Origin of the sequence: Dongia sp. (assembly GCF_041905885.1) — a bacterium.
Taxonomy (GTDB): domain Bacteria; phylum Pseudomonadota; class Alphaproteobacteria; order Dongiales; family Dongiaceae; genus Dongia.
In genome coordinates this window covers 49,299-68,509 of record NZ_JAYRKD010000034.1, presented here as the reverse complement: position 1 = coordinate 68,509, position 19,211 = coordinate 49,299, and the positions used below count along the sequence as shown (strand labels likewise).

The 19,211-nt window shown below is 66.8% G+C and carries 19 protein-coding genes, 1 tRNA gene and 1 riboswitch; of the genes, 13 read left to right on the top strand and 7 right to left on the bottom strand.

Annotated elements, in window-relative coordinates; genetic code table 11:
• The first annotated feature begins 273 nt into the window (after positions 1-273).
• From ACH2CY_RS24925 to ACH2CY_RS24905, 5 genes are all read left to right on the top strand, one after another.
• The gene (locus ACH2CY_RS24925) at positions 274-1,491 is read left to right on the top strand and encodes a PLP-dependent aminotransferase family protein (protein ID WP_395022525.1); all 1,218 of its coding nucleotides are present in this window, start codon (positions 274-276) and stop codon (positions 1,489-1,491) included.
• A gap of 1 nt (position 1,492) precedes the next feature.
• Complete coding sequence (locus ACH2CY_RS24920) at positions 1,493-2,149, top strand: RraA family protein (protein WP_395022524.1); 657 nt, start codon at positions 1,493-1,495, stop codon at positions 2,147-2,149.
• Positions 2,146-2,655 (top strand): YdeI/OmpD-associated family protein, encoded by a 510-nt coding sequence (locus tag ACH2CY_RS24915; protein ID WP_395022523.1) that lies wholly within the window; start codon positions 2,146-2,148, stop codon positions 2,653-2,655. Before ACH2CY_RS24920 ends, ACH2CY_RS24915 begins: the two co-directional genes overlap by 4 nt.
• Positions 2,655-3,230, top strand: coding sequence for a cation transporter (locus ACH2CY_RS24910; protein WP_395022521.1), 576 nt, complete (start codon positions 2,655-2,657; stop codon positions 3,228-3,230). The genes ACH2CY_RS24915 and ACH2CY_RS24910 overlap by 1 nt, the downstream gene beginning before the upstream one ends.
• 63 nt (positions 3,231-3,293) lie before the next feature.
• Positions 3,294-4,178, top strand: a complete 885-nt coding sequence (locus tag ACH2CY_RS24905; RefSeq protein ID WP_395022520.1) for an arginase family protein — start codon at positions 3,294-3,296, stop codon at positions 4,176-4,178.
• Here ACH2CY_RS24905 and ACH2CY_RS24900 read toward each other — a convergent pair.
• Positions 4,175-4,837 (bottom strand): antibiotic biosynthesis monooxygenase family protein, encoded by a 663-nt coding sequence (locus tag ACH2CY_RS24900; RefSeq protein WP_395022519.1) that lies wholly within the window; start codon positions 4,835-4,837, stop codon positions 4,175-4,177. The genes ACH2CY_RS24905 and ACH2CY_RS24900 overlap by 4 nt on opposite strands.
• An 89-nt stretch (positions 4,838-4,926) precedes the next feature.
• Here ACH2CY_RS24900 and ACH2CY_RS24895 point away from each other — a divergent pair, with 89 nt between their 5' ends.
• The 3 genes from ACH2CY_RS24895 to metA all read left to right on the top strand — a co-directional run bounded on the left by ACH2CY_RS24895 (position 4,927) and on the right by metA (position 7,281).
• Complete coding sequence (locus tag ACH2CY_RS24895; RefSeq protein WP_395022517.1) at positions 4,927-5,544, top strand: hypothetical protein; 618 nt, start codon at positions 4,927-4,929, stop codon at positions 5,542-5,544.
• Positions 5,544-6,179, top strand: a complete 636-nt coding sequence (gene alkB, locus ACH2CY_RS24890) for a DNA oxidative demethylase AlkB (RefSeq protein WP_395022527.1) — start codon at positions 5,544-5,546, stop codon at positions 6,177-6,179. Before ACH2CY_RS24895 ends, alkB begins: the two co-directional genes overlap by 1 nt.
• Positions 6,180-6,219: 40 nt before the next feature.
• Positions 6,220-6,297, top strand: a riboswitch (SAM riboswitch).
• 66 nt (positions 6,298-6,363) lie between these two features.
• Complete coding sequence (gene metA / locus ACH2CY_RS24885) at positions 6,364-7,281, top strand: homoserine O-succinyltransferase (RefSeq protein WP_395022516.1); 918 nt, start codon at positions 6,364-6,366, stop codon at positions 7,279-7,281.
• A 24-nt stretch (positions 7,282-7,305) separates the two neighbouring features.
• Here metA and ACH2CY_RS24880 read toward each other — a convergent pair whose 3' ends face one another.
• On the bottom strand, positions 7,306-7,728 hold the full coding sequence (locus ACH2CY_RS24880) for an Lrp/AsnC family transcriptional regulator (RefSeq protein ID WP_395022515.1): 423 nt from the start codon (positions 7,726-7,728) through the stop codon (positions 7,306-7,308).
• A gap of 122 nt (positions 7,729-7,850) precedes the next feature.
• On the opposite strand from ACH2CY_RS24880, the gene ACH2CY_RS24875 reads away from it, so the two are divergent.
• The gene (locus tag ACH2CY_RS24875) at positions 7,851-10,892 is read left to right on the top strand and encodes an aminotransferase class III-fold pyridoxal phosphate-dependent enzyme (protein ID WP_395022513.1); all 3,042 of its coding nucleotides are present in this window, start codon (positions 7,851-7,853) and stop codon (positions 10,890-10,892) included.
• On the opposite strand, the gene ACH2CY_RS24870 is transcribed toward ACH2CY_RS24875, so the two are convergent.
• Positions 10,828-11,790, bottom strand: coding sequence for a LysR family transcriptional regulator (locus ACH2CY_RS24870; protein ID WP_395022512.1), 963 nt, complete (start codon positions 11,788-11,790; stop codon positions 10,828-10,830). The genes ACH2CY_RS24875 and ACH2CY_RS24870 overlap by 65 nt on opposite strands.
• A 126-nt stretch (positions 11,791-11,916) precedes the next feature.
• On the opposite strand from ACH2CY_RS24870, the gene ACH2CY_RS24865 reads away from it, so the two are divergent.
• From ACH2CY_RS24865 to ACH2CY_RS24850, 4 genes are all read left to right on the top strand, one after another.
• Positions 11,917-12,354, top strand: coding sequence for a DoxX family protein (locus ACH2CY_RS24865; protein WP_395022511.1), 438 nt, complete (start codon positions 11,917-11,919; stop codon positions 12,352-12,354).
• On the top strand, positions 12,354-13,163 hold the full coding sequence (locus ACH2CY_RS24860; protein ID WP_395022508.1) for a DODA-type extradiol aromatic ring-opening family dioxygenase: 810 nt from the start codon (positions 12,354-12,356) through the stop codon (positions 13,161-13,163). The genes ACH2CY_RS24865 and ACH2CY_RS24860 overlap by 1 nt, the downstream gene beginning before the upstream one ends.
• Positions 13,164-13,229: 66 nt before the next feature.
• Entirely contained in the window at positions 13,230-13,919 is a 690-nt protein-coding gene (locus ACH2CY_RS24855; protein ID WP_395022507.1) for a cupin domain-containing protein, read from the top strand.
• 144 nt (positions 13,920-14,063) lie between these two features.
• Positions 14,064-14,393, top strand: a complete 330-nt coding sequence (locus ACH2CY_RS24850) for a hypothetical protein (protein WP_395022506.1) — start codon at positions 14,064-14,066, stop codon at positions 14,391-14,393.
• Here ACH2CY_RS24850 and ACH2CY_RS24845 read toward each other — a convergent pair.
• The 4 genes from ACH2CY_RS24845 to gyrA all read right to left on the bottom strand — a co-directional run bounded on the left by ACH2CY_RS24845 (position 14,382) and on the right by gyrA (position 19,108).
• Positions 14,382-15,656 (bottom strand): sugar-transfer associated ATP-grasp domain-containing protein, encoded by a 1,275-nt coding sequence (locus tag ACH2CY_RS24845; RefSeq protein WP_395022504.1) that lies wholly within the window; start codon positions 15,654-15,656, stop codon positions 14,382-14,384. The genes ACH2CY_RS24850 and ACH2CY_RS24845 overlap by 12 nt on opposite strands.
• A 32-nt stretch (positions 15,657-15,688) precedes the next feature.
• Positions 15,689-15,763 (bottom strand) — tRNA-Lys (locus ACH2CY_RS24840).
• Positions 15,764-15,822: 59 nt separating this feature from the next.
• Positions 15,823-16,341, bottom strand: coding sequence for a pantetheine-phosphate adenylyltransferase (gene coaD / locus ACH2CY_RS24835; protein ID WP_395022502.1), 519 nt, complete (start codon positions 16,339-16,341; stop codon positions 15,823-15,825).
• On the bottom strand, positions 16,328-19,108 hold the full coding sequence (gene gyrA, locus ACH2CY_RS24830) for a DNA gyrase subunit A (protein WP_395022500.1): 2,781 nt from the start codon (positions 19,106-19,108) through the stop codon (positions 16,328-16,330). The genes coaD and gyrA overlap by 14 nt, the downstream gene beginning before the upstream one ends.
• Between the last annotated feature and the right edge of the window lie 103 nt (positions 19,109-19,211).

The following is a 19,211-nucleotide window of genomic DNA, read 5'->3' as shown; positions in this document are numbered from 1 at the left end:
GCGACAAACCTGAGACGCTCGTCCACGACCGAACACTCCTTCCAAGGCATCGACACCCCCCAAAAAACCGGGGAAAGTGTTACCTATGTGTCCGGTACGATCTGTTACCTATGTGTCGGGCCGCTCACAGCCCGCAGAGGCTCCGGCCGGCCGCGCTGATCCGCCGGTCTTTCCCTCGCTTCCCCGCCATTTCCGCTTCCAAGCTTGCGGTGCGTCTCGCTCGGACGCGCCAACCGGGTAAGATGCACGCACGCCCACCTGGAAGCTCCAAGCATGGATTCCCACCCCAACACCCGCCCCGCCTTCGCCCGCTGGCTGGGCACCACCAATGACGTCACCCGGATGTTCCTCGCGGCGGGCCGGATTCCCGGCCTGATCAACATGGCGGGGGGCCTGCCGGCACCGGAGACCTATCCGGCGGAGGCGGTCGCCGAGATCGCCCGGCGCGCAATCGCCGAGCATCCCGGCGACACGCTCGGCTATGGCCCGATCGAAGGGCTGCCGGAATTGCGCGACGCCCTGGCGCGGCGCTTCAGCTCTGACGCGCTCCATCTCACCCGCGAGAACGTGCTGGTGACGACCAGCGGCATGCAGGGCCTCGACCTCATCGGCAAGGTGCTGCTCGAAGAAGGCGGCATCATCGCCGGCCAGTTCCCGACCTATCTCGGCGCGCTCGATGCCTGGCGGCCGCGCCTGCCGCAGTTCCGCAACCTGATGCTCGACCAGCCGGGCTTCGACGCGGCGACACTCTTCGCCGGCGCGCAATTCGCCTACACCGTGCCGAATTTCTCCAACCCGACCGGCAAGCTGGTCGATCTCCCGACCCGCGCGGCGCTGGTCGATGCCGCGCATCGCACCGGCACCTGGCTGGTCGAGGACGATCCCTATGGCGGCCTCCATTACGACGCGCCGCCGCTGCCCCGCTTGATCGAGCTCTCGGCGCGCCAGACCGCGCGGACACCCTATGACGGCCCCGTGCTCTACATGGGCACCTTGTCGAAGGAGATCGCACCCGGCCTCCGCATCGGTTGGGTGATCGCCGCGCCGGAGATGATCGCGGTGCTCACCTTGGCGAAGCAGGGCTCCGACATGTGCACCAGCGGCGTCACCCAGCGGATCGCGCTCGGCGCGCTGGAAGCCGGGTTGATCGAGCAGATCCAGCCGGCGATCGTCGACCTCTATCGCCGCCGCCGCGACGCCCTCTGCGCGGCGATGACGGAGCACCTCGCCGACAGCTTCCAATGGGAAGTCCCGTCCGGCGGCATGTTCGTCTGGGCCACCGCGCGCGATCAGAAGCTCGACACCGACCTGCTGCTGAAGCGCGCGATGGAATCCGGCGTCTGCATCACGCCGAGCAGCGTCTTCGACGCAGCCGGCGAGAACCGCCGGGCGATCCGTGTCAACTTCACCCGCAACGAGCCCGACCAGCTGCGCGAAGGCGTCAAGCGCCTCGCCACCGCGGTGAAGGCCATGCAAGCGAACAGGAACTGAGATGTCCGTCATCATTCACCCGGTTACGCGCGACTTGACCGAAGCCGACATCGCCCCCTGGCGCGCGATCCCGGTGGCGGTCGCGGTCGACCTCTCGCCGGAGAGCCAGATCGATCCGGCGATCCGACCGATCAACCCGCCGGGCAAGCAACCGAAACTGTTCGGCCTCGCCGTCACGACCTCCTGCACGCCGCCGGATTTCGGCGCCGTGGTCCACGCGCTGGAGCATGTCGGCAAAGGCGAGGTGCTGGTGATCGCGGCCGGCGGCGATGCGGTGACGGCCATGATCGGCGAGATCCTGAGCGGTCATCTGCGCAACCGTGGCGCCGCCGGCGTGGTCTGCGACGGTCCCGTGCGCGACGTCGCGACCCTGGCCGGCTGGACGGACTTTTCCGTCTTCTCACGCTCGATCACGCCGCGCGGCCCCACCTCGGCGGCCGGCGGCATGCTCAACGCGCCGGTTACGATCGGTGGCCGTCGCGTCACGCCGGGCGATCTCATCATCGGTGATGATGACGGACTGGTCGCGCTCTCGCCGGCGACCGTCCGCAACCGCATCCGCGATGCCGAAGCGCGCCTCGCCCGCGAAGACGGCTGGATCAAGAGCCTGGCCGCCGGCAAGAACGTGGTCGAGACCTTCGGTGTCGAGCCCGCGTGAAGGTCAACTTCCGGGCAAGGATCGAGATCCGCGGCATCAATCCCTACGTTTTGGTCAGCGCCACCCGAGCCGCGCACCTCGCCAAGGACTGGCGAGGGCCGATGCCGGTGCTGGTGCAGGTCAACGGCCGTCCGGAGCTGCCGCATCGCATCAACCTGATGCCGGCCGGTGACGGCAGCTTCTTTCTCTACCTCGACGCCACCGTGCGGAAAGCCGCGGCGATCAAGGTCGGCGATACCGTGCGCGTTGGAGTGGATTTCAATCCGGACTATCGCGGCGGCCCGGTCGACCCGATGCCGCGCTGGTTCAGCCAGGCGCTCAACCGCAACCCCGCGGCCAAGCAAGGCTGGACTGCCCTGCCGCCGAGCCGCCAGAAGGAAATCCTGCGCTATTTCGCACGACTGAAATCCGAGGCGGCCCGCGTCCGCAATCTCGAAAAGGCGCTGCATGTCCTGGCCGGCGGCAAGGCGCGCTTCATGGCCCGGGCCTGGAGCGACGGTCGCTGATGCTGCGCCGTGCGGTCCTCATCGTCGCCGCTCTCAACTGCGCCTACGGCCTGTTCGAATGCGTGGTCGCCTTGCGCATCGGCTCGGTCTCGCTGTTCGCCGACAGCGTCGACTTCTTCGAGGACACCTCGGTCAACCTGCTGATCTTCCTGGGGCTCGCCTGGTCACTGCAGGCACGCGCCCGGCTCGGCATGCTGCTGGCCGGCCTCCTGCTGGTGCCGGCCGCGGCCACGGTCTGGACCGGTGTCGAGAAGCTCCTCAACCCGGCGCCGCCGGATCCGGTTTCTTTGAGCCTGACCGGCCTCGGCGCGCTGGTGGTGAACCTCACCTGCGCCGTCATCCTGGCCCGGTTCCGCGAGCACAGCGGCAGCCTGACCCGCGCCGCCTTCCTCTCGGCGCGCAACGATGCCTACGCCAATCTCGCCATCATCGGCGCAGGACTGGTGACCGCTTACATCTGGCCGTCGATCTGGCCGGATCTCCTGGTCGGGATCGGCGTTGCCTTGTTGAACGCCGATGCGGCGCGCGAAGTCTGGGAAGCGGCCCGCGAAGAGCACAAGACCGCCAAATCGTAAGTCAGGAACATTGCAGTCGGCGTGACCTCTTCCTATCTCTTCTGCAGTCAGGGAGAATCATGCATGACCCGTTTCGCCATCGTCGAAGCGCCTTCAGTACTCGGGTTGTTTCCGAAAGGCGTTGAGACCTTGCCCGCCGCCTTGCTCGGCGCGGGCCTGGCGGAACACCTCCAGGCGCGTCACGACGGCCGAGTCGAACCCCCGCCCTATGACGCGCGGCGCGACCCTGAGACCAAGCTGCTCAATCCCCAAGGCCTGGCGCAATATGCCGTCAATCTGGCCGACCGGCTGGAGCCGCTGCTCGCTGCCGGCGAGTTTCCGGTGGTGCTGGGCGGCGACTGCTCGATCCTGCTCGGCTGCACCTTGGCGAACCGGCGCCGGGGTCGCGCCGGCCTGCTGTTCCTCGATGGCCACGCTGATTTCTATCAGCCCGAGGCGGAGCCCAACGGCGAGGCGGCGTCCATGGATCTCGCCCTGGTCACCGGGCGCGGGCCGGAGCTGGTCACCGATCTAGAAGGCCGTTCGCCGCTGGTCCGCGATGAGGACGTCACCCTGCTGGCGCATCGCGACAGCAGCGATGCCGAGAGCCATGGCAGCCAGCGGGTCGAGGACAGCGGCATCGGCATCATCAATCTCCATGCCTTGCGCGAATGCGGGGCCGCCGCGACGGCGCGGCGGGCGCTCGACCGCCTGATCGGGCCGCAGCTCGACGGCTTCTGGATTCACCTCGATGCCGATGTGCTCGACGATGCCATCATGCCGGCGGTCGATTACCGCATGCCGGGCGGGCTGCAATGGGACGAGCTGACGACGATCCTGCGCACCGCGCTGGCCAGCGGCAAGGCGCTGGGCATGGACATCACCATCTTCAACCCGAAGCTCGACTCCGACGGATCGATCGCACGACGCTTCGCCGCGGCGCTCGGCGAGGGCCTCAACGCCGCCTAGCGGCGCGCCGCGTCGGGATAGTATTGCGGCGCTTCCCGGCGATCGAACATGCCGTAGTCGCGCACGATCCGCACCCGTCGCAGCCACCCGGCATCAGGACCCGAGCGGGCCGCCTCGAACGCTTCCGCCGCGGCCTGGTCACGCCAGCTCAGCAACAGGATCACCTCGCCCGGCGCCAGCACCGCGTCGAACACGTCCCAGGCCACCAGGCCCGCGGCTTCCGGCTTCAGGCCCAGATCCGCAGCGACCGCCTGCGCACCGTTCTGTTTCACCCATTCCGGCGGCCGCTTGCCGCTGACGAGCGTGACGGTCGTGCCCGCACCCACCGCGGTTTCGTCGAGCCGCTGCTCCGGCAGATCCGCCTCGGCTGTATCGCGCGTGATCTGGCCGACCCGCAGGTGATAGTCGCCGAAGATCTCCGAGCGTCCGCGCTCCTGGGCCCCATGGTGCTTGGCCTGGGTGCGCCAGCGCACCAGTGCCTTCTCATCGCGCCAGATCGACAGCGACAGCAGCCAGCCCGGCCGCGCCAGGCTGTGATAGCGCGTCACATCGATGAATCCGTCGATCGCCTGCAGCTCCGGCTTCAGCAGCTGGGCCAGGCCCAGATAGTCGTCCCACTTGTCGGATCTCGGCTGGACCTCGAATACCACCGCGAACATCACCCGCTCCCATCAGCATGATCCGGATGGATATTAGAGCATCCCTCCGGCTAGGTTCGCCTTTTCAGTTCGGCCGGGCCCGTATCGTCATGCCGCTTCAGAATCGCGTCACCCCTTTCGGCGAGATCATCGCGACCCCGGCCCGCGGGATGTTCACCGGCAACCGCGGGATCATCCATGACCCGGAGACCCGGAGCTTGCTGAAGAAGCGTTGGAGCCTCAAATGCTGGCTGATCTGCCAGCTGAAGTACAAGCAGCTCCACCGCGTGCCGATGGCGCGGCGAAGCTGGACCGAGCTGTTCTTCCTCGACGAGGCGACCGCGCTCGCCGCCGGCCATCGGCCCTGCTTCTACTGCAGCCGCGATCGCATCGAGGCCTTTCGTGCCGCCTGGGCCGAGGGCAACGGCGGCCCCGTTCTCGCCGCACCGGAGCTGGACGCCATCCTGCACCGCGAACGCCTGCAGCAACGCAAGAAACGCATCCACCCGATACCCGGCCCGATCGCGCGATTGCCGGACGGGACGATGATCACCGCCGGCGATGCGGCCTGCCTGATCGTGCAGGGACGTCCGCTACGCTGGACGCCGTTCGGGTATGAATCCATCGACAAATCGCCGCGGGCCGAAGGCATGCTGACGCCGCCCTCGACCCTCGCCGCCTTGCGCGCCGGTTATCGCCCGGTGCTGCATGCGAGCGCCGCGGCATGATGCCGGATCTTTTCGCCGAGCGGCGCGAGACGATGGCGGCGGGTGCCGTGCTGCTCCGCGGCTTCGCCTTGCCCCGCGAGACGGCGTTGCTGGCGGCGATCGAGGCCGTCGCCGCGGAAGCGCCGTTTCGCCACATGATGACGCCCGGCGGCTACACGATGTCGGTGGCGATGACGACCTGCGGCAGCGTCGGTTGGGTGACCGACCGCAAGGGCTATCGCTACAGCCCGACCGACCCCACGACCGGCAGGCCCTGGCCGCCGATGCCGATCTGCTTCCAGAGCCTTGCCGCCGAAGCCGCGGCAGAGGCCGGCTACCGGGACTTCCAGCCGGATTCCTGCCTGATCAACCGTTATGAACCCGGCACCAAGCTCTCCCTGCACCAGGACCAGGACGAGCTGGACATGAGCCAGCCGATCGTCTCGGTCTCGCTCGGCCTGCCCGCCACCTTCCTGTTCGGCGGGGCGAAGCGCGGGGATCCGACCGCCAAATACCCCCTGGTCCACGGCGATGTCGCGGTCTGGGGTGGTCCATCCCGCCTCACTTTCCACGGCGTCGCCACCCTCAAGGACGGCAACCATCCGCTGTTGGGGGAAAAACGCATAAACCTGACCTTTCGCAGGGCCTTAGGGTGATTTTTGTCACTGGCGCTTTGGCGCCCGTTGGGCTAAATGGAAGATATTCCGTGGTGATTTGGCCGGCCGGCTTGCAGCCACGTTAAACAACTCGCTAAAGGGCCGCCTGCGGAATCCCCATCAGAGATTTCCAAGGCTGCGGACCCCGAGGCGAGTCAGATGACCGCTCTTTGGGTGAACGCAGATGCCGATCAAGATTCCAGACAAGCTCCCCGCCTTCCAGACCCTCGTCAACGAGGGCGTTCGTCTCATGACCGAGACCGTGGCCGTGCGTCAGGACATCCGCCCGATGCAGATTGGCCTGCTCAACCTGATGCCGAACAAGATCAAGACCGAGCTGCAGTTCGCGCGGCTGCTAGGCGCGACCCCGCTGCAGGTCGAGCTTTCACTGATCCGGATCGGCAACCACACCTCCAAGAACACGGCGGAAGAGCATCTGCTGAACTTCTATCAGCCCTGGGAAGCCGTGAAGCAGCGGAAGTTCGACGGCCTGCTGATCACCGGCACGCCGATCGAGCATATCCCCTATGAGGATGTGACCTATTGGTCGGAGATGCAGCAGATCTTCGACTGGACCGAGACCAACGTCCATTCGACGGTCAATGTCTGCTGGGCGGGCATGGCCGCGCTTTATCATTTCCACAAGATTCAGAAGCACCAGCTGCCGGAGAAGGCTTTCGGAGTCTATCGCCAGAAGATCACCAAGACCTCCTCGCCCTTCATGATCGGTTTCTCCGACGAATTCCAGATTCCGATCTCACGCTGGGCGGAAATCCGCACCGCCGACGTGGCGGCCTGCCCGGACGTGGACGTGCTGGCCTATTCGGAAAGCAAAGGTGTGTGCATCGCCCAGACCAAGGGCACGCGCCGTCTCTATGTGCTCGACCATATGGAATACGACGGGAACTCGCTCGGCGACGAGTATTCTCGCGACGTCGCCGCCAACGTGCCGATCAAGCTGCCGCACAACTACTTCCCGAACGACGATCCCAGCCAGACGCCGCTCAACCGCTGGCGCCCGCATGGGCATCTCTTCATCTCGAACTGGATCAACGAGATCTACCAGACGGTCCCCTTCGACATCGAGAAGGTCGGGACGTAGGTCGCGTTCAGATATCGCGGCCGCTCAGATATCCCGATTGAGCACGATCGAGGTGGTGAGATCGGCCACCGCCTCATGGGAAGAGACCCGGTCGCGCAACGCATTGATGCGTTCGGTGCTGGCAGCCGAGAGCTCGACCAGCAGGTCGATGTCGCCGGTCAGCGAGGTGCAGGACCGCACCTCGGCGATCCGCCGCAGCAGGGCAATGAAGCCGGGCGCCGGCGTGGTCTTCAACCGCACGAACAGATAGACGGACACCGCCGGCCCGCCCTCGACGATCTCGGCGCGGTAGCCGCGGATGATGCCGTCGGCCTCCAGCTTCGACAACCGGTCCCGCAAGGTCGAGCGCGCCAGCCCCACCTTGGCGGCCAGGGTCTTCAGCGGCAGGCGCGCATCCGCCCGCAGCAAGTCGAGGATCTGCCGGTCCTTTTCGTCGATTGGGCGCATCAGGCGGCTGGGCCGGTCAAAGTGGCGGAATGGGGAGCCAAAAGGGCGGTTGTGTTGCGGCCCCCATCCTCCGCAAATTGGGCTCCGGGTCAATGATTCCCCAGTCCCACAGCGAGTGTTCCATGTCGGTCCTGACCACGCTGCCGCCGCAATTCTCTGCCGCCGAAGTGGCCGGCATCGCCGATACGCTCTACGGCCTTTCCGGCAAGCTCGCGCCGCTCGACAGCGAGCGCGACCAGAACTTCCGGCTGACCGAGGCGAATGGCACCAGCTGGGTGCTGAAGATCGCCAACGCGGCCGAGGATCACCAGGCGCTGGCCTTCCAGGCCGCCCTGCTCCGCCACATCCAGACCGCCGATCCCGATCTGCCTTTGCCGCATCTGCGCCCAACCCTCGCCGGCGAGGATCTCGGCCGGACCGGCATACGCGGTGGCGCCGAGCATTTCGTGCGGCTGGTGAGCTGGCTGCCCGGCCAGCTCTATTCCGGCAGCCAGCGGACGGCGGCGCTCCATGCCAGCCTCGGCGAATGCCTGGGGCGACTGGATCGCGCGCTGCAGAGCTTCGGCCACCCCGGCGCCCATCGCGATTTCGACTGGGACATCAAGCAGGCCGGCCGCTCGCGCGGGCGGCTCGACTTTCTCATCGAGCCGAAGCAGCGCACCCTGGTCGATTACTTCCTCGAGCGTTTCGAGGCCAAAGTGGCGCCGCGGCTGGCGCGCCTGCGCGCGCAGGTCATCCACGGCGACGCCAATGACAACAACCTGCTGGTGGATGGCCCCATTGGGCAGAAGATCGTCGGCCTGATTGATTTTGGCGACGCGATCCATTCCGCGACGATCGGCGAGCTCGCGGTCGCCGGCGCCTATGCGATCCTCGACCAGCCGGCGCCGATCGAGGTCGCCGGCACCATCGCCGCGGGCTATCACCGCGTCCATCCGCTCCTCGCCGAGGAGCTCGACCTGCTGTTCGACCTGATGGCGATGCGCCTGGTCACCAGCGTCACCCTCTCCGCCTCGCGCCGCGACCGGGTCAAGGACAATGCCTATCTCAACATCAGCGAAGCCCCGGCCTGGGCGATGCTGGAGCGGATGCGCGTTATGGACCCGGCGCTTGCGACGGGCATGCTGCGGCATGCCTGTGGCTTCGAAGCGGCGCCCGGCGCAAGCGGCGTGGTGCGCTGGCTCGCCGAGCACCACGCAACCCTGAAGCCGGTGCTGGATCAGCCGACGGCGCTCTACGCCAAGGGCATCGTGCCCTTCGGAGATCCCGACCATCCGATCGCCAAGGCCTCCGCTGCACGCCGACCGGACCAGGCCGAGCGTCTCTGGGATGCCATTGCCGCACAGGAAGGCGTGATCCTCGGGATCGGCGCCTGGGGCGAGGAGCGGCCGGTCTATTCCTCCGATGCCTTCAAATCGGTGTTCGCGCCGAACCTCCGGCGCAAGCTGCATCTCGGCCTCGATCTCTTCGCGCCGGCCGGCACGAAAGTGCGCACGCCGCTCGACGGCACCGTCGTCGATCTGTTCGAGACCGATGTTCCCCTCGACTACGGCCATGCCGTCCTGCTGAAGCACGAACCGGACGGCCATGTCTTCTACAGCCTCTGGGGCCACCTTTCGGCCCAGACGGTGCAGGATCGCAAGCTCGGCGAAAAGCTCAAGGCCGGCGATGTCCTCGGGGCGTTCGGCAAGCCCAGCGAGAATGGCAACTGGCAGCCGCATGTCCATATCCAGCTGGTCACTTACGGGGAACCGAAGGCCGCGGATGTGATCGGCGCCGGCGAGAAGGATTACCTCGAGCTCTGGCGCGAGCTGTTCCCGGACCCGGCTCAGTTCGTCGGGTTGCCGCCGGAAACCCTGCGGCATGCCGGCCGCAGCAAGGATGAGCTGCTGGTCCAGCGCAAGGGCAAGCTGATCCGCAACCTCAGCATCTCCTACCAGAAGCCGTTGAAGATCGTGCGTGGCGAGGGCGTCTATCTGATCGACGAGACCGGCCGCGCCTATCTCGACTGCTACAACAACGTGGCCCAGCTCGGGCATTCCAACCCGGAGATCGTGGAGGCCGCCGCGCGGCAGGCAGCCATCCTCAACACCAACACCCGCTATCTGCACGACAATGTCATCGCCTATGCCGAGGCGCTGACCGCGACCTTGCCGAAGAACCTGAAGGTCGCCGCCTTCTGCTGTTCCGGCAGCGAGGCCAACGAGCTCGCCTTGCGCATGGCCCGGGCGCATACCAAGGCGCGGGACATCATCACCCTGGACTGGGCCTATCACGGCAATACCCAGGCGCTGATCGAGATCAGCCCCTACAAATACAAGCGCAAGGGCGGGCTGGGCCGGCCCGACACCACCTGGGAAGCGCCGTTGCCCGACGCCTACCGCGCGCCGGCCGACTGGCCGAAGGCGGAGATCGGCCGGCGCTATGCGCAGCCGATAGCGGAGATCGCGGCATCGCTCGCACAGCAGGGCCGCGGCCTCCGCGCCTTCATCGCGGAATCCTTTCCGAGTTCGGCCGGGCAGGTCGTGCTGCCCGACGGCTATCTCGAAGCCGCCTACGCTGCTGCGCGCGGCGCCGGCGGTGTGGTCATCGCCGACGAGGTGCAGGTCGGCTTCGGCCGGGTCGGCAGCCATCTCTGGGCCTTCGAGACCCAGGGCGTCGCCCCCGACATCGTCACCATGGGCAAGCCGATCGGGAACGGCCACCCGATGGCGGCGGTGGTCACCGCCGAGGAGATCGCGGCGAGCTTCGCCAACGGCATGGAATACTTCAACACCTTCGGCGGGAATCCGGTCTCGGCGGCAGTCGGCCTCAAGGTGCTGGAGATCATTGCGCGCGACAATCTGCTGCGCAACGCGACCGCGATCGGCGCGGAATTGCTGTCACGCATGCGCGCACTGCAGCAGAAATACAGCGTGATCGGCGACGTGCGTGGCATCGGGCTGATGCTCGGCCTCGATCTCGTGACCGACCACCAGAGCAAAGCGCCCGCGACCGAGCGTGCCGGCCGGGTGGTCGAACGCGCCCGCGATCTCGGCGTCCTCATGGGCACCGATGGCCCTTATGACAACGTGATCAAGCTGCGGCCGGGCCTGATCTTCAGCCGCGCGAACGCCGACCACCTGATGCAGGTGCTCGAGCAGGCTTTCGCCGAGACCGAGTAGACTGAGCCTCGCCCGCGGCGAGGCGCTCGACCAGCCAGCGGGCCGCCGGTCCCAGCGCCTTGTCGCGGCGATGCGCGATCACCAGCGGGAAGCGCGGCATCCGGTCGGAGCCCTCCCAGCGCAGAGGCTTGAGCTCCACCAGCCGCCCGGCGGCGATGTCACCGGCGACCAGGGCGCGTGGCATACTGCACCAGCCGACCCCGGCCAGCAGCAGTTTGTGGCGCAGGTTCATGTCGGCGATGCGCCAATGCCGCACCGCGTGGACCCCGTAGTCGCGCCGATCGAGCACCTCGGTCCGCGAGCTCAAAACCAGCTGCAGGTGATCGCGCAGCAGTTCCGGCGCGAACGGCCCCTTGACCTTCGCCAGCGGATGATCCGCCGCCGCGACGGCGACCAACTCGATCTCAGCGCATTGCCGCCGCTCGATCTCGGCCGGTAGCGGGGTCGAGGCTGTCATCAGTGCGAGATCGACGGTGCCATCCAGCAAGGCATTCCGGGTCGCCTGGAAGAACTCGACCGTGACCCGCAAGGTCACCAGCGGAAAGGCTTCGCGAAACGCCTTGAGCGTGCAACCGAGCGAGTCCGGCGCAAACGCATCCACCACCAGCGAAAGCTCGGCTTCGACGCCCTGGGTAACGCCGGCCGCCTGCAGCCGGAAGTCATCGACGTCGTCGAGGATCCGGCGGGCCCGAGGCAGCAGCGCCCGGCCGGCCTCGGTCAGCTCCGGCCGATAGGCCGAGCGGTCGAACAGCAGGACGCCGCTCTGCTCCTCCAGCTTCTGGATCGCATAGGTGATCGCCGACTGCGCCCGGTTCATGCGCCGTGCCGCCGCGGCGAAGCTGCCCTCGGCCACGACAGTGGCGAAGACTGCGAACTGATCCAGGGAGAGAGAATCCATATATTCAGATTATCTGAATGAGATATTCGAAACTATATCTATTTGATTAGAAGCGGCGAAGCGGCATCTCTGGGGCCAGTTTGCGGCTCTGCACCCCTGACCCCAAGCATCCCCGCGAGGAGAACCATGATCGACACCAAGACCGCCCCTTATGCCGCCCTGCTGCTCCGCCTCACCTTGGGCGCGTTGTTCCTGGCCCATGCCGGCCTGAAGATCTTCGTCTTCACCCCGGCCGGCACCGCGCAGTTCTTCGGTTCGATCGGCCTGCCGCCGGCGCTGGCCTACATCACCATCGTCTGGGAAGTCCTCGGCGGTGCGGCGCTGATTCTCGGCCTCTGGCCGCGCCTGGTCGCGCTGGCCATGGTGCCGGTGCTGCTCGGCGCCCTGTTCACCGCGCATCTCGGCAACGGCTTCTTTTTCAGCAACCCGAATGGCGGCTGGGAATACCTCGCCTTCTGGATCGCGGCCCAGGTGGCGCTGGCGCTGACCGGCGACGGCGCGCTGGCGCTGAAGCCCGGCTTGCCCTTCGCCAAGACGCCGCGCACGGCGACGCAGGCCATTTGATGGCGCGGCTTCCCAGCCTCTACATCACCCATGGCGGCGGCCCCTGCTTCTGGATGGAGTTCGGGCCGCCCTTCGGGGCGCATGCCTTCGACAAGCTGCGGGCCTATCTCACCGGCCTGATCGCCGGCCTGCCGGAACGCCCGAAGGCGATCCTGGTGGTCTCCGGCCATTGGGAGGAGGACCGGCCGACGGTCAGCACCAATCCGAAGCCCGGCATGCTGTTCGACTACTACGGCTTCCCGGAGCATACCTACCACTTGAGCTATCCCGCGCCCGGTGCGCCGGACTTGGCGGAGCGCGTGCGCGGCTTGCTGCAGACGGCGAACATCGACTGCGGTACCGACGGGACCCGTGGCTTCGACCACGGCGTCTTCGTGCCGCAGCTGATCATCGATCCCAAGGCCGAGATCCCGGTGGTGATGCTCTCGATGCGCCACGACCTCGACCCGGCCGCGCATATCGCCCTCGGACAAGCGCTCGAACCCCTCCGCGATGAAGGGGTGCTGATCATCGGCAGCGGCAGTTCCTATCACAACCTGCGTGAGTTCTTCAGCGGGCGCAGCGCCGAGGCGTCGCTGGCTTTCGATGACTGGCTCAACGAAACCGTCACCACCGCTGACGCGGAAACGCGAAACGCCCGCCTCACCGAATGGTCCAAGGCGCCGGGTGGCCGGGCCTGCCATCCGCGCGAGGACCACCTCATCCCGCTGATGGTTGCCGCGGGTGCGGCCGGCAGCGATTCAGGGCGGCGCAGCTTCCGTGACCTGCTCGGCGGCAAGGCGGTCTCATGCTTTAGTTTCGGCGGCTGACCCGAGACTTGAATCCCCCGCCGGTTCGGCCAACATGAAGCCGACCGAACCGGCGGGAGCCTGCCCTTGGAACTGAACGCCGACTTCTCGCAACGCTCCGCCGTTCACGCGGCATCGCTGCCCTGGATTCCCTCACCGATCGCCGGCGTCGAGCGCCGCATGCTCGACCGCATCGGCGCGGAGGTAGCCCGCGCCACCTCGATCGTGCGTTATGCGCCGAACAGCCATTTCTCGCCACACACCCATGGCGGCGGCGAGGAGTTCCTGGTGCTGGAGGGCGTGTTCCAGGACGAGCATGGCGACTATCCGCCGGGCTCCTATGTCCGCAACCCGCCGACCACGCGCCACAAGCCCGGCTCGGCGCCGGGCTGCACCATCTTCGTGAAGCTCTGGCAGTTCGATGCCGACGACCGGACCGAAGTCCGGATCGACACCGACAAGCGCAGCTTTGTGCCGGCGCCCGGACGTGCGGGCGTCGAGGTCCTGCCGCTGTTCCATGATGCGCGGGAAGATGTGCGCCTGGAACAGTGGGCGCCGGACGCGGATGTCGCACTCGATCTTCCCGGCGGCATCGAGGTGCTGGTGCTCGAGGGAGACTTCATGGAAGCCGAAGAGCGCTTCAGCCCGCAATCCTGGCTCCGCTTGCCCCCCGGCGGGCGCCTCCAAGCGCAGGCCGGTCCGCGTGGCACCAAGGTCTGGATCAAGTCCGGGCACCTCGCCTTGCCGCAGCGGGCGCCGAAGCCAGCCGCGGCCTAGGCTGGCCGGAAACTTGCATAGATCGGTCGAACGATATTCGACCGCGGGAGACCGGCCATGCGACGGCCATTCGGCTTATCCGTTATTATGCTGCTAATTCAGTCCCTTGCGGGCTGCGCCTGGGTATCCAACGACCCGATCGGGATGAAGCTGCCCGGCACTTCCGCGCAGGTGACGCCCTGCATCGCCAACAACCTCGGCAAAGAGTTCCAGGACGCCGTGCCGGTGGTCGAGCATGGCAACACCCCGGGCTCCAGCGAGATCACCATCCATGCCGCCCGCGGCGACATGCTGGGTTTCGTGACGGTCGAGCCGATCGCCTCGGGCGGATCGGCGATCACCTTCTACGACGGCCAGCTCTATTGGCCGAACCGGGTCACCAGCGGCGTCTTCCCAGACTACGCCCGCGACAACTGGCACCGGGCCGAGCGCGCGATCCTGCTCTGCGGCCGCGACCAGCCTTCAGCCACGTAGGCCGAGCCGCCGCTCCATGTGATAGGCCAGCAGCTCGCCGTAGCGCGCGTTGCCGAGCGGCCGCAATTCGGTGCGCTGGTGGATGTCGGCGTCGGGGCCGGTGTTGCCTTCGATCAGGCAGGGGCCATCGGGGAGGAAACCAATATCCCAGCCGACCATGACCCGGGGTGCCACCAGGCGATGCGCGGCGATCGCCAGCGCCACCGCCTCCGGCCAATACGGCAGCACGCGGCCACGGATCCGGCCGCCGGTCAGGGGATGCGTCTCATGCCAGCCGAAATCGCCGCCGAGCCCGAGGCCGGTCGCAGCACCGAGCGCGCCCGTCGCCATGTCAACCGCCGCGGCGATACCGCCGGCGTGGAAGTTGTCGACCGCTGAAGTCTCGCTGATCGCCATGCGAAAAGCGGCGTTGACGGCTTCCGGCTCGCCCTGCTCGTTCAAGATGGTCAGCAGCCGCACGGTCGAGAGCGCGCCCGGCGTCAGGTCGGTGAGATCCGGGTGGTTCACCAGCCGGGCCTGGATCAGGTAGTCGGCCTGCTTCGAATACCCGAGCACGCGGCTGACCAGGTCCTCGCGCGTGCATTCTTCGCCGGCGGTATTGCGATAGCGGCCATGCGCCTGGGCCAGCCAAAGCTCGGCGCCGATCCCGCCCCGCCCCTCGATCTTCTTCACGAACAGATCCTGGCCTTCCGGCAGCCGGCCGTCGCCGGCATTGCCGACGCGAAGCCCGGCACGAAAAGCCGCGAAGACCGGGGCCACGCGCAACCCGTTCCGCCCGTAGAAGAAAGCGAAGGAAAGCTTGTCGTTGATGCGCACGAAGCTCGACCGGTCGCCGCGCTGCTTCAGCGCCCGGTAGATCCCGCTCTTGGTCTCGACCCGGGTCAGATACTCGGCCGCGCGCCACCGCAACGCCGGCCGGTGCAGCTCGAAGATGTAGTAGTAGCGCGGCGAGATGCGATGCCAGAGCGAGATCCAGGCCTGCTCCAAGATCTGCCGCGCGACACCCGGCCCGCCGCTGCGCGCGATCGGTCCGCCGAGGCGCTGACCCGTCCGCACCGCGAAGCCCAGGCTGATGAACGGCCAGAGCAGCCAGCCGACCGCCGTTCGCAGAAAATCATGCGGGCCGAACCGGCGCTGCCAGGCGGCGCGATAAGCGCGGCGCAAGCGCGTGATCGGCCATCCGTCTGCAAGGCCCCACAGCACGAGATGCGGCGGTGGGAACTGCGGCACCTTGATCGGGACAGTCTTGTCCTTGTCGGTCACGGAAAGAACCTGTCGCGCATCTGCTGCCGCGTTGGTGAGCCGGGCGGGGTTCGAACCCGCGACCTACTGATTAAAAGTCAGTTGCTCTACCACTGAGCTACCGGCCCATTCGCGGGCGTTGAAATCCCAAATACCGGGCCAAAAAGCAAGCCTTTAGTCCCCCGCCTCAATCCTGGGTCTCGGCGAACTTGCGTTTCAGGGTCTGGACCACCCGGGGCGAGACGAATTGGCTGATTTCGCCGCCCAATTTCCCGATTTCCTTGACGAAGCGGGAGGAGATGAACTGGTGGCGCTCCGAGGCCATGAGAAACACGGTCTCGATCGCCGGGTCCAGCCGCGCGTTCATGCCGGCCATCTGGAACTCGTATTCGAAGTCGGAGACCGCCCGCAGGCCACGGATGATGAAGGTCGCTTTCACGCTGGCCGCGAACTGGATCAGCAGGTTGTCGAACGGCACCACCTGGACGTTGCCGCCGTTCAAGCCGTTCTGCGGATCCTTGATCTCTTCCTTCACCAGCCCGACCCGCTCCTCGATCGAGAACAGCGGGCCTTTCCCAGCATTGGTCGAGACCGCGACGATCAGCCGATCGACCACCCGGCTGGCGCGCCGGATAATGTCGAGATGGCCGTTGGTGATCGGGTCGAACGTGCCCGGATAGACCCCGATGCGGTCACTTGCCGCCATTGCCCTCTCCCCCGGACTCTGACTCGTCGCCGCTGCCGTTCTCGCCGCCCCCGTTATCGTCCTCACCCTCCTCCGCCATGCCGGAGAGATGAGCGACCGCAACCACGCGCTCGTCGTCGGCGACCTTGAAGATGGTGACGCCTTGCGTCTGCCGCCGGGCAATGCGGATGTCGTGGACCTCGGTGCGGATCAGCTTGCCGGCATCGGTCACCAGCATGATCTGGTCGCTCTCCTCGACCGGGAAGGACGAGGTCACGTTGCCGTTGCGGCTGGAGACCTCGATATTGGCGATGCCCTGCCCGCCGCGGCCCGCGGTGCGATACTCATAGGACGACGAACGCTTGCCGTAGCCCTTCTCGGTGACGGTCAGGATGAACTCCTCGGCCGCCTCGAGCTGGGCGATACGCTCGATCGAGAGCGCGACGTTGGAGGTGTCAGCACCCACCTCGCCGCCGGTTTCTCCGTTGCTGTCATCGTCGACTTCCTCGCCGACGCTGCGGCGCTTGGCGGCCGCATAGCGCAGATAGGCGTCGCGTTCCTCGGTCTCGACGTCGATGTGATGCAGCACCGACATGGAGACGACCTCGTCGTCGCCGTCCAGCTTGATGCCGCGGACACCGGTCGAGGCGCGGCCGGCGAAGACGCGAACGTCATCGACCGGGAAGCGGATCGCCTTGCCGCTCTTGGCCGCGAGCAGGATGTCGTTGGCATCGGTGCAGACCGCGACGCCGATCAGGCGCTCGCCCTCGGCCAGCTTCATCGCGATCTTGCCGTTGGCCTTCACATCGACGAAATCCGAGAGCTCGTTGCGGCGGACGTCGCCGCTCGAGGTCGCGAACATGACGTTGAGCTGTGCCCAGCTGCTCTCGTCCTCCGGCAGCGGCATGATGGTCGAGATGGTCTCGCCCTCTTCCAGCGGCAGCAGGTTGATGAGCGCCTTGCCGCGCGCCTGGGGATTGCCGACCGGCATGCGCCAGACCTTGGACTTGTAGACCATGCCGCGGGTCGAGAAGAACAGCATCGGCACATGCGTGTTGGCGACGAAGACCTTGGTGACGAAATCCTCGTCCCGCGTCGCCATGCCGGCGCGGCCCTTGCCGCCGCGGCGCTGGGCGCGATAGGCCGAGAGCGGCACGCGCTTGATATAGCCGCCATGGGTCACGGTGACGACCATGTCCTCGCGCTGGATCAGATCCTCGACATCCTCCTCGAACTCGAGGTCCTGGATGGTGGTGCGGCGCGGGGTGTCGAACTGGGTTTTGATCGCGACCAGCTCGGCGCGCATGATCGCCTGGCGCTTCACCCGGTCGTCCAGGGTCTCCAGGTGATCGGTGATCAGCTTGGCGAGCTCGCCCAGATCGTCGGCCAGCTTCTCGCGCTCCAGCCCGGTCAGGCGCTGCAGGCGGAGATCGAGGATCGCCTTGGCCTGCGCTTCCGAGAGCTTGTAGGTCGTGTCCGGCGCATCGGAGAAGTCCGGATTGTCGATCAGGCGCACCAGCGGCACGATGGTCGAGGCCGGCCAGGCGCGCGCCAGCAGCTGCTCGCGCGCGACATCGGGATTAGGCGCGGCGCGGATCAGCGCGATCACCTCGTCGATATTGGCGACCGCGAGCGCCAGGCCCAGCATGGTGTGGGCCTTGTTGCGGGCCTGGGCCAGCTCGAAGATGGTGCGGCGGGTGATGACCTGCTCGCGGAACTCCAGGAAGGCGACCAGCACGTCGCGGATCGACATCACCTGCGGCCGGCCGCCGTTCAGCGCCAGCATGTTGACGCTGAACGAGGACTGCAGCGGCGTGAAGCGGTAGAGCTGGTTCAGGACCACGTCGCCCATGGCGTCGCGCTTCAGCTCGACCACGACCCGGACGCCGTCGCGGTCGCTCTCGTCGCGAAGATCGGCGATGCCCTCGATGATCTTCTCGCGCACGCATTCGGCCATGCGCTCGATCATGCGGGACTTGTTCACCTGGTAGGGCACCTCGGTGATGACGATCGCCTCGCGGTCCTTGCGGATCTCCTCGATCGTCGCGCGGCCGCGCCTGGTGATCGAGCCGCGGCCGTTGAGATAGGCGCTCTTGATGCCGTTGCGCCCGAGGATCAGGCCGCCGGTCGGGAAATCCGGACCGGGGATATGCGCCATCACCCCTTCGATATTGAGCGAAGGATCGTCGATCAGCGCGCAGCAGGCGTCGATCACCTCGCCCAGATTGTGGGTCGGGATGTTGGTCGCCATGCCGACCGCGATGCCGCCGGCGCCGTTGACCAGCAGGTTCGGGAAGCCGGCCGGCAGCACCGACGGCTCCATGTAGGCGCCGTCATAATTCGGCTGGAAGTCGACCGTCTCCTTGTCGATGTCCTCGAGCAGGCTTTCCGCGACCTTGTTCAGGCGCGATTCCGTGTAGCGCATCGCCGCCGGCGGATCGCCGTCCATCGAGCCGAAATTGCCCTGGCCGTCGATCAGCGGCACGCGCATGGAGAAATCCTGCGCCATGCGCACCAGCGCGTCGTAGATCGCGCTGTCGCCATGCGGGTGATACTTACCCATGACGTCGCCGACCGCGCGCGCCGACTTCTTGTAGCCGCTGTTGGAGGCAAAGCCGCTCTCGCGCATGCCGTAGAGGATCCGGCGGTGCACCGGCTTCAGCCCGTCGCGCACATCGGGCAGCGCACGGGAGACGATCACGCTCATCGCGTAGTCGAGGTAGGAGCGTTTCATCTCCTCTTCGATCGTGATCGGCGCGATGTCGGAAGGCGGGTTGCCGGGGGGCACTGCGGGCGGGTTCGTAGGCGCGTCGGACACTTGCGGGTTACGCTTTCAAATCAATGAGTTATGGCTGGGCCCTGGCATCACAGGGCGGCAGGGGAATCGACCG

Bases quoted from the DNA above. Each gene is read 5' to 3' on its own strand.
- ACH2CY_RS24850 (WP_395022506.1), top strand. From the start codon at position 14,064: ATGAAGCTGCCCGGCACTTCCGCGCAGGTGACGCCCTGCATCGCCAAC.
- ACH2CY_RS24865 (WP_395022511.1), top strand. From the start codon at position 11,917: ATGATCGACACCAAGACCGCCCCTTATGCCGCCCTGCTGCTCCGCCTC.
- ACH2CY_RS24925 (WP_395022525.1), top strand. From the start codon at position 274: ATGGATTCCCACCCCAACACCCGCCCCGCCTTCGCCCGCTGGCTGGGC.
- ACH2CY_RS24910 (WP_395022521.1), top strand. From the start codon at position 2,655: ATGCTGCGCCGTGCGGTCCTCATCGTCGCCGCTCTCAACTGCGCCTAC.
- ACH2CY_RS24870 (WP_395022512.1), bottom strand. From the start codon at position 11,790: ATGGATTCTCTCTCCCTGGATCAGTTCGCAGTCTTCGCCACTGTCGTG.
- ACH2CY_RS24920 (WP_395022524.1), top strand. From the start codon at position 1,493: ATGTCCGTCATCATTCACCCGGTTACGCGCGACTTGACCGAAGCCGAC.
- alkB (WP_395022527.1), top strand. From the start codon at position 5,544: ATGCCGGATCTTTTCGCCGAGCGGCGCGAGACGATGGCGGCGGGTGCC.
- ACH2CY_RS24905 (WP_395022520.1), top strand. From the start codon at position 3,294: ATGACCCGTTTCGCCATCGTCGAAGCGCCTTCAGTACTCGGGTTGTTT.
- ACH2CY_RS24860 (WP_395022508.1), top strand. From the start codon at position 12,354: ATGGCGCGGCTTCCCAGCCTCTACATCACCCATGGCGGCGGCCCCTGC.
- coaD (WP_395022502.1), bottom strand. From the start codon at position 16,341: ATGGCGGCAAGTGACCGCATCGGGGTCTATCCGGGCACGTTCGACCCG.
- ACH2CY_RS24900 (WP_395022519.1), bottom strand. From the start codon at position 4,837: ATGTTCGCGGTGGTATTCGAGGTCCAGCCGAGATCCGACAAGTGGGAC.
- ACH2CY_RS24895 (WP_395022517.1), top strand. From the start codon at position 4,927: ATGCCGCTTCAGAATCGCGTCACCCCTTTCGGCGAGATCATCGCGACC.
- metA (WP_395022516.1), top strand. From the start codon at position 6,364: ATGCCGATCAAGATTCCAGACAAGCTCCCCGCCTTCCAGACCCTCGTC.
- ACH2CY_RS24880 (WP_395022515.1), bottom strand. From the start codon at position 7,728: ATGCGCCCAATCGACGAAAAGGACCGGCAGATCCTCGACTTGCTGCGG.
- ACH2CY_RS24875 (WP_395022513.1), top strand. From the start codon at position 7,851: ATGTCGGTCCTGACCACGCTGCCGCCGCAATTCTCTGCCGCCGAAGTG.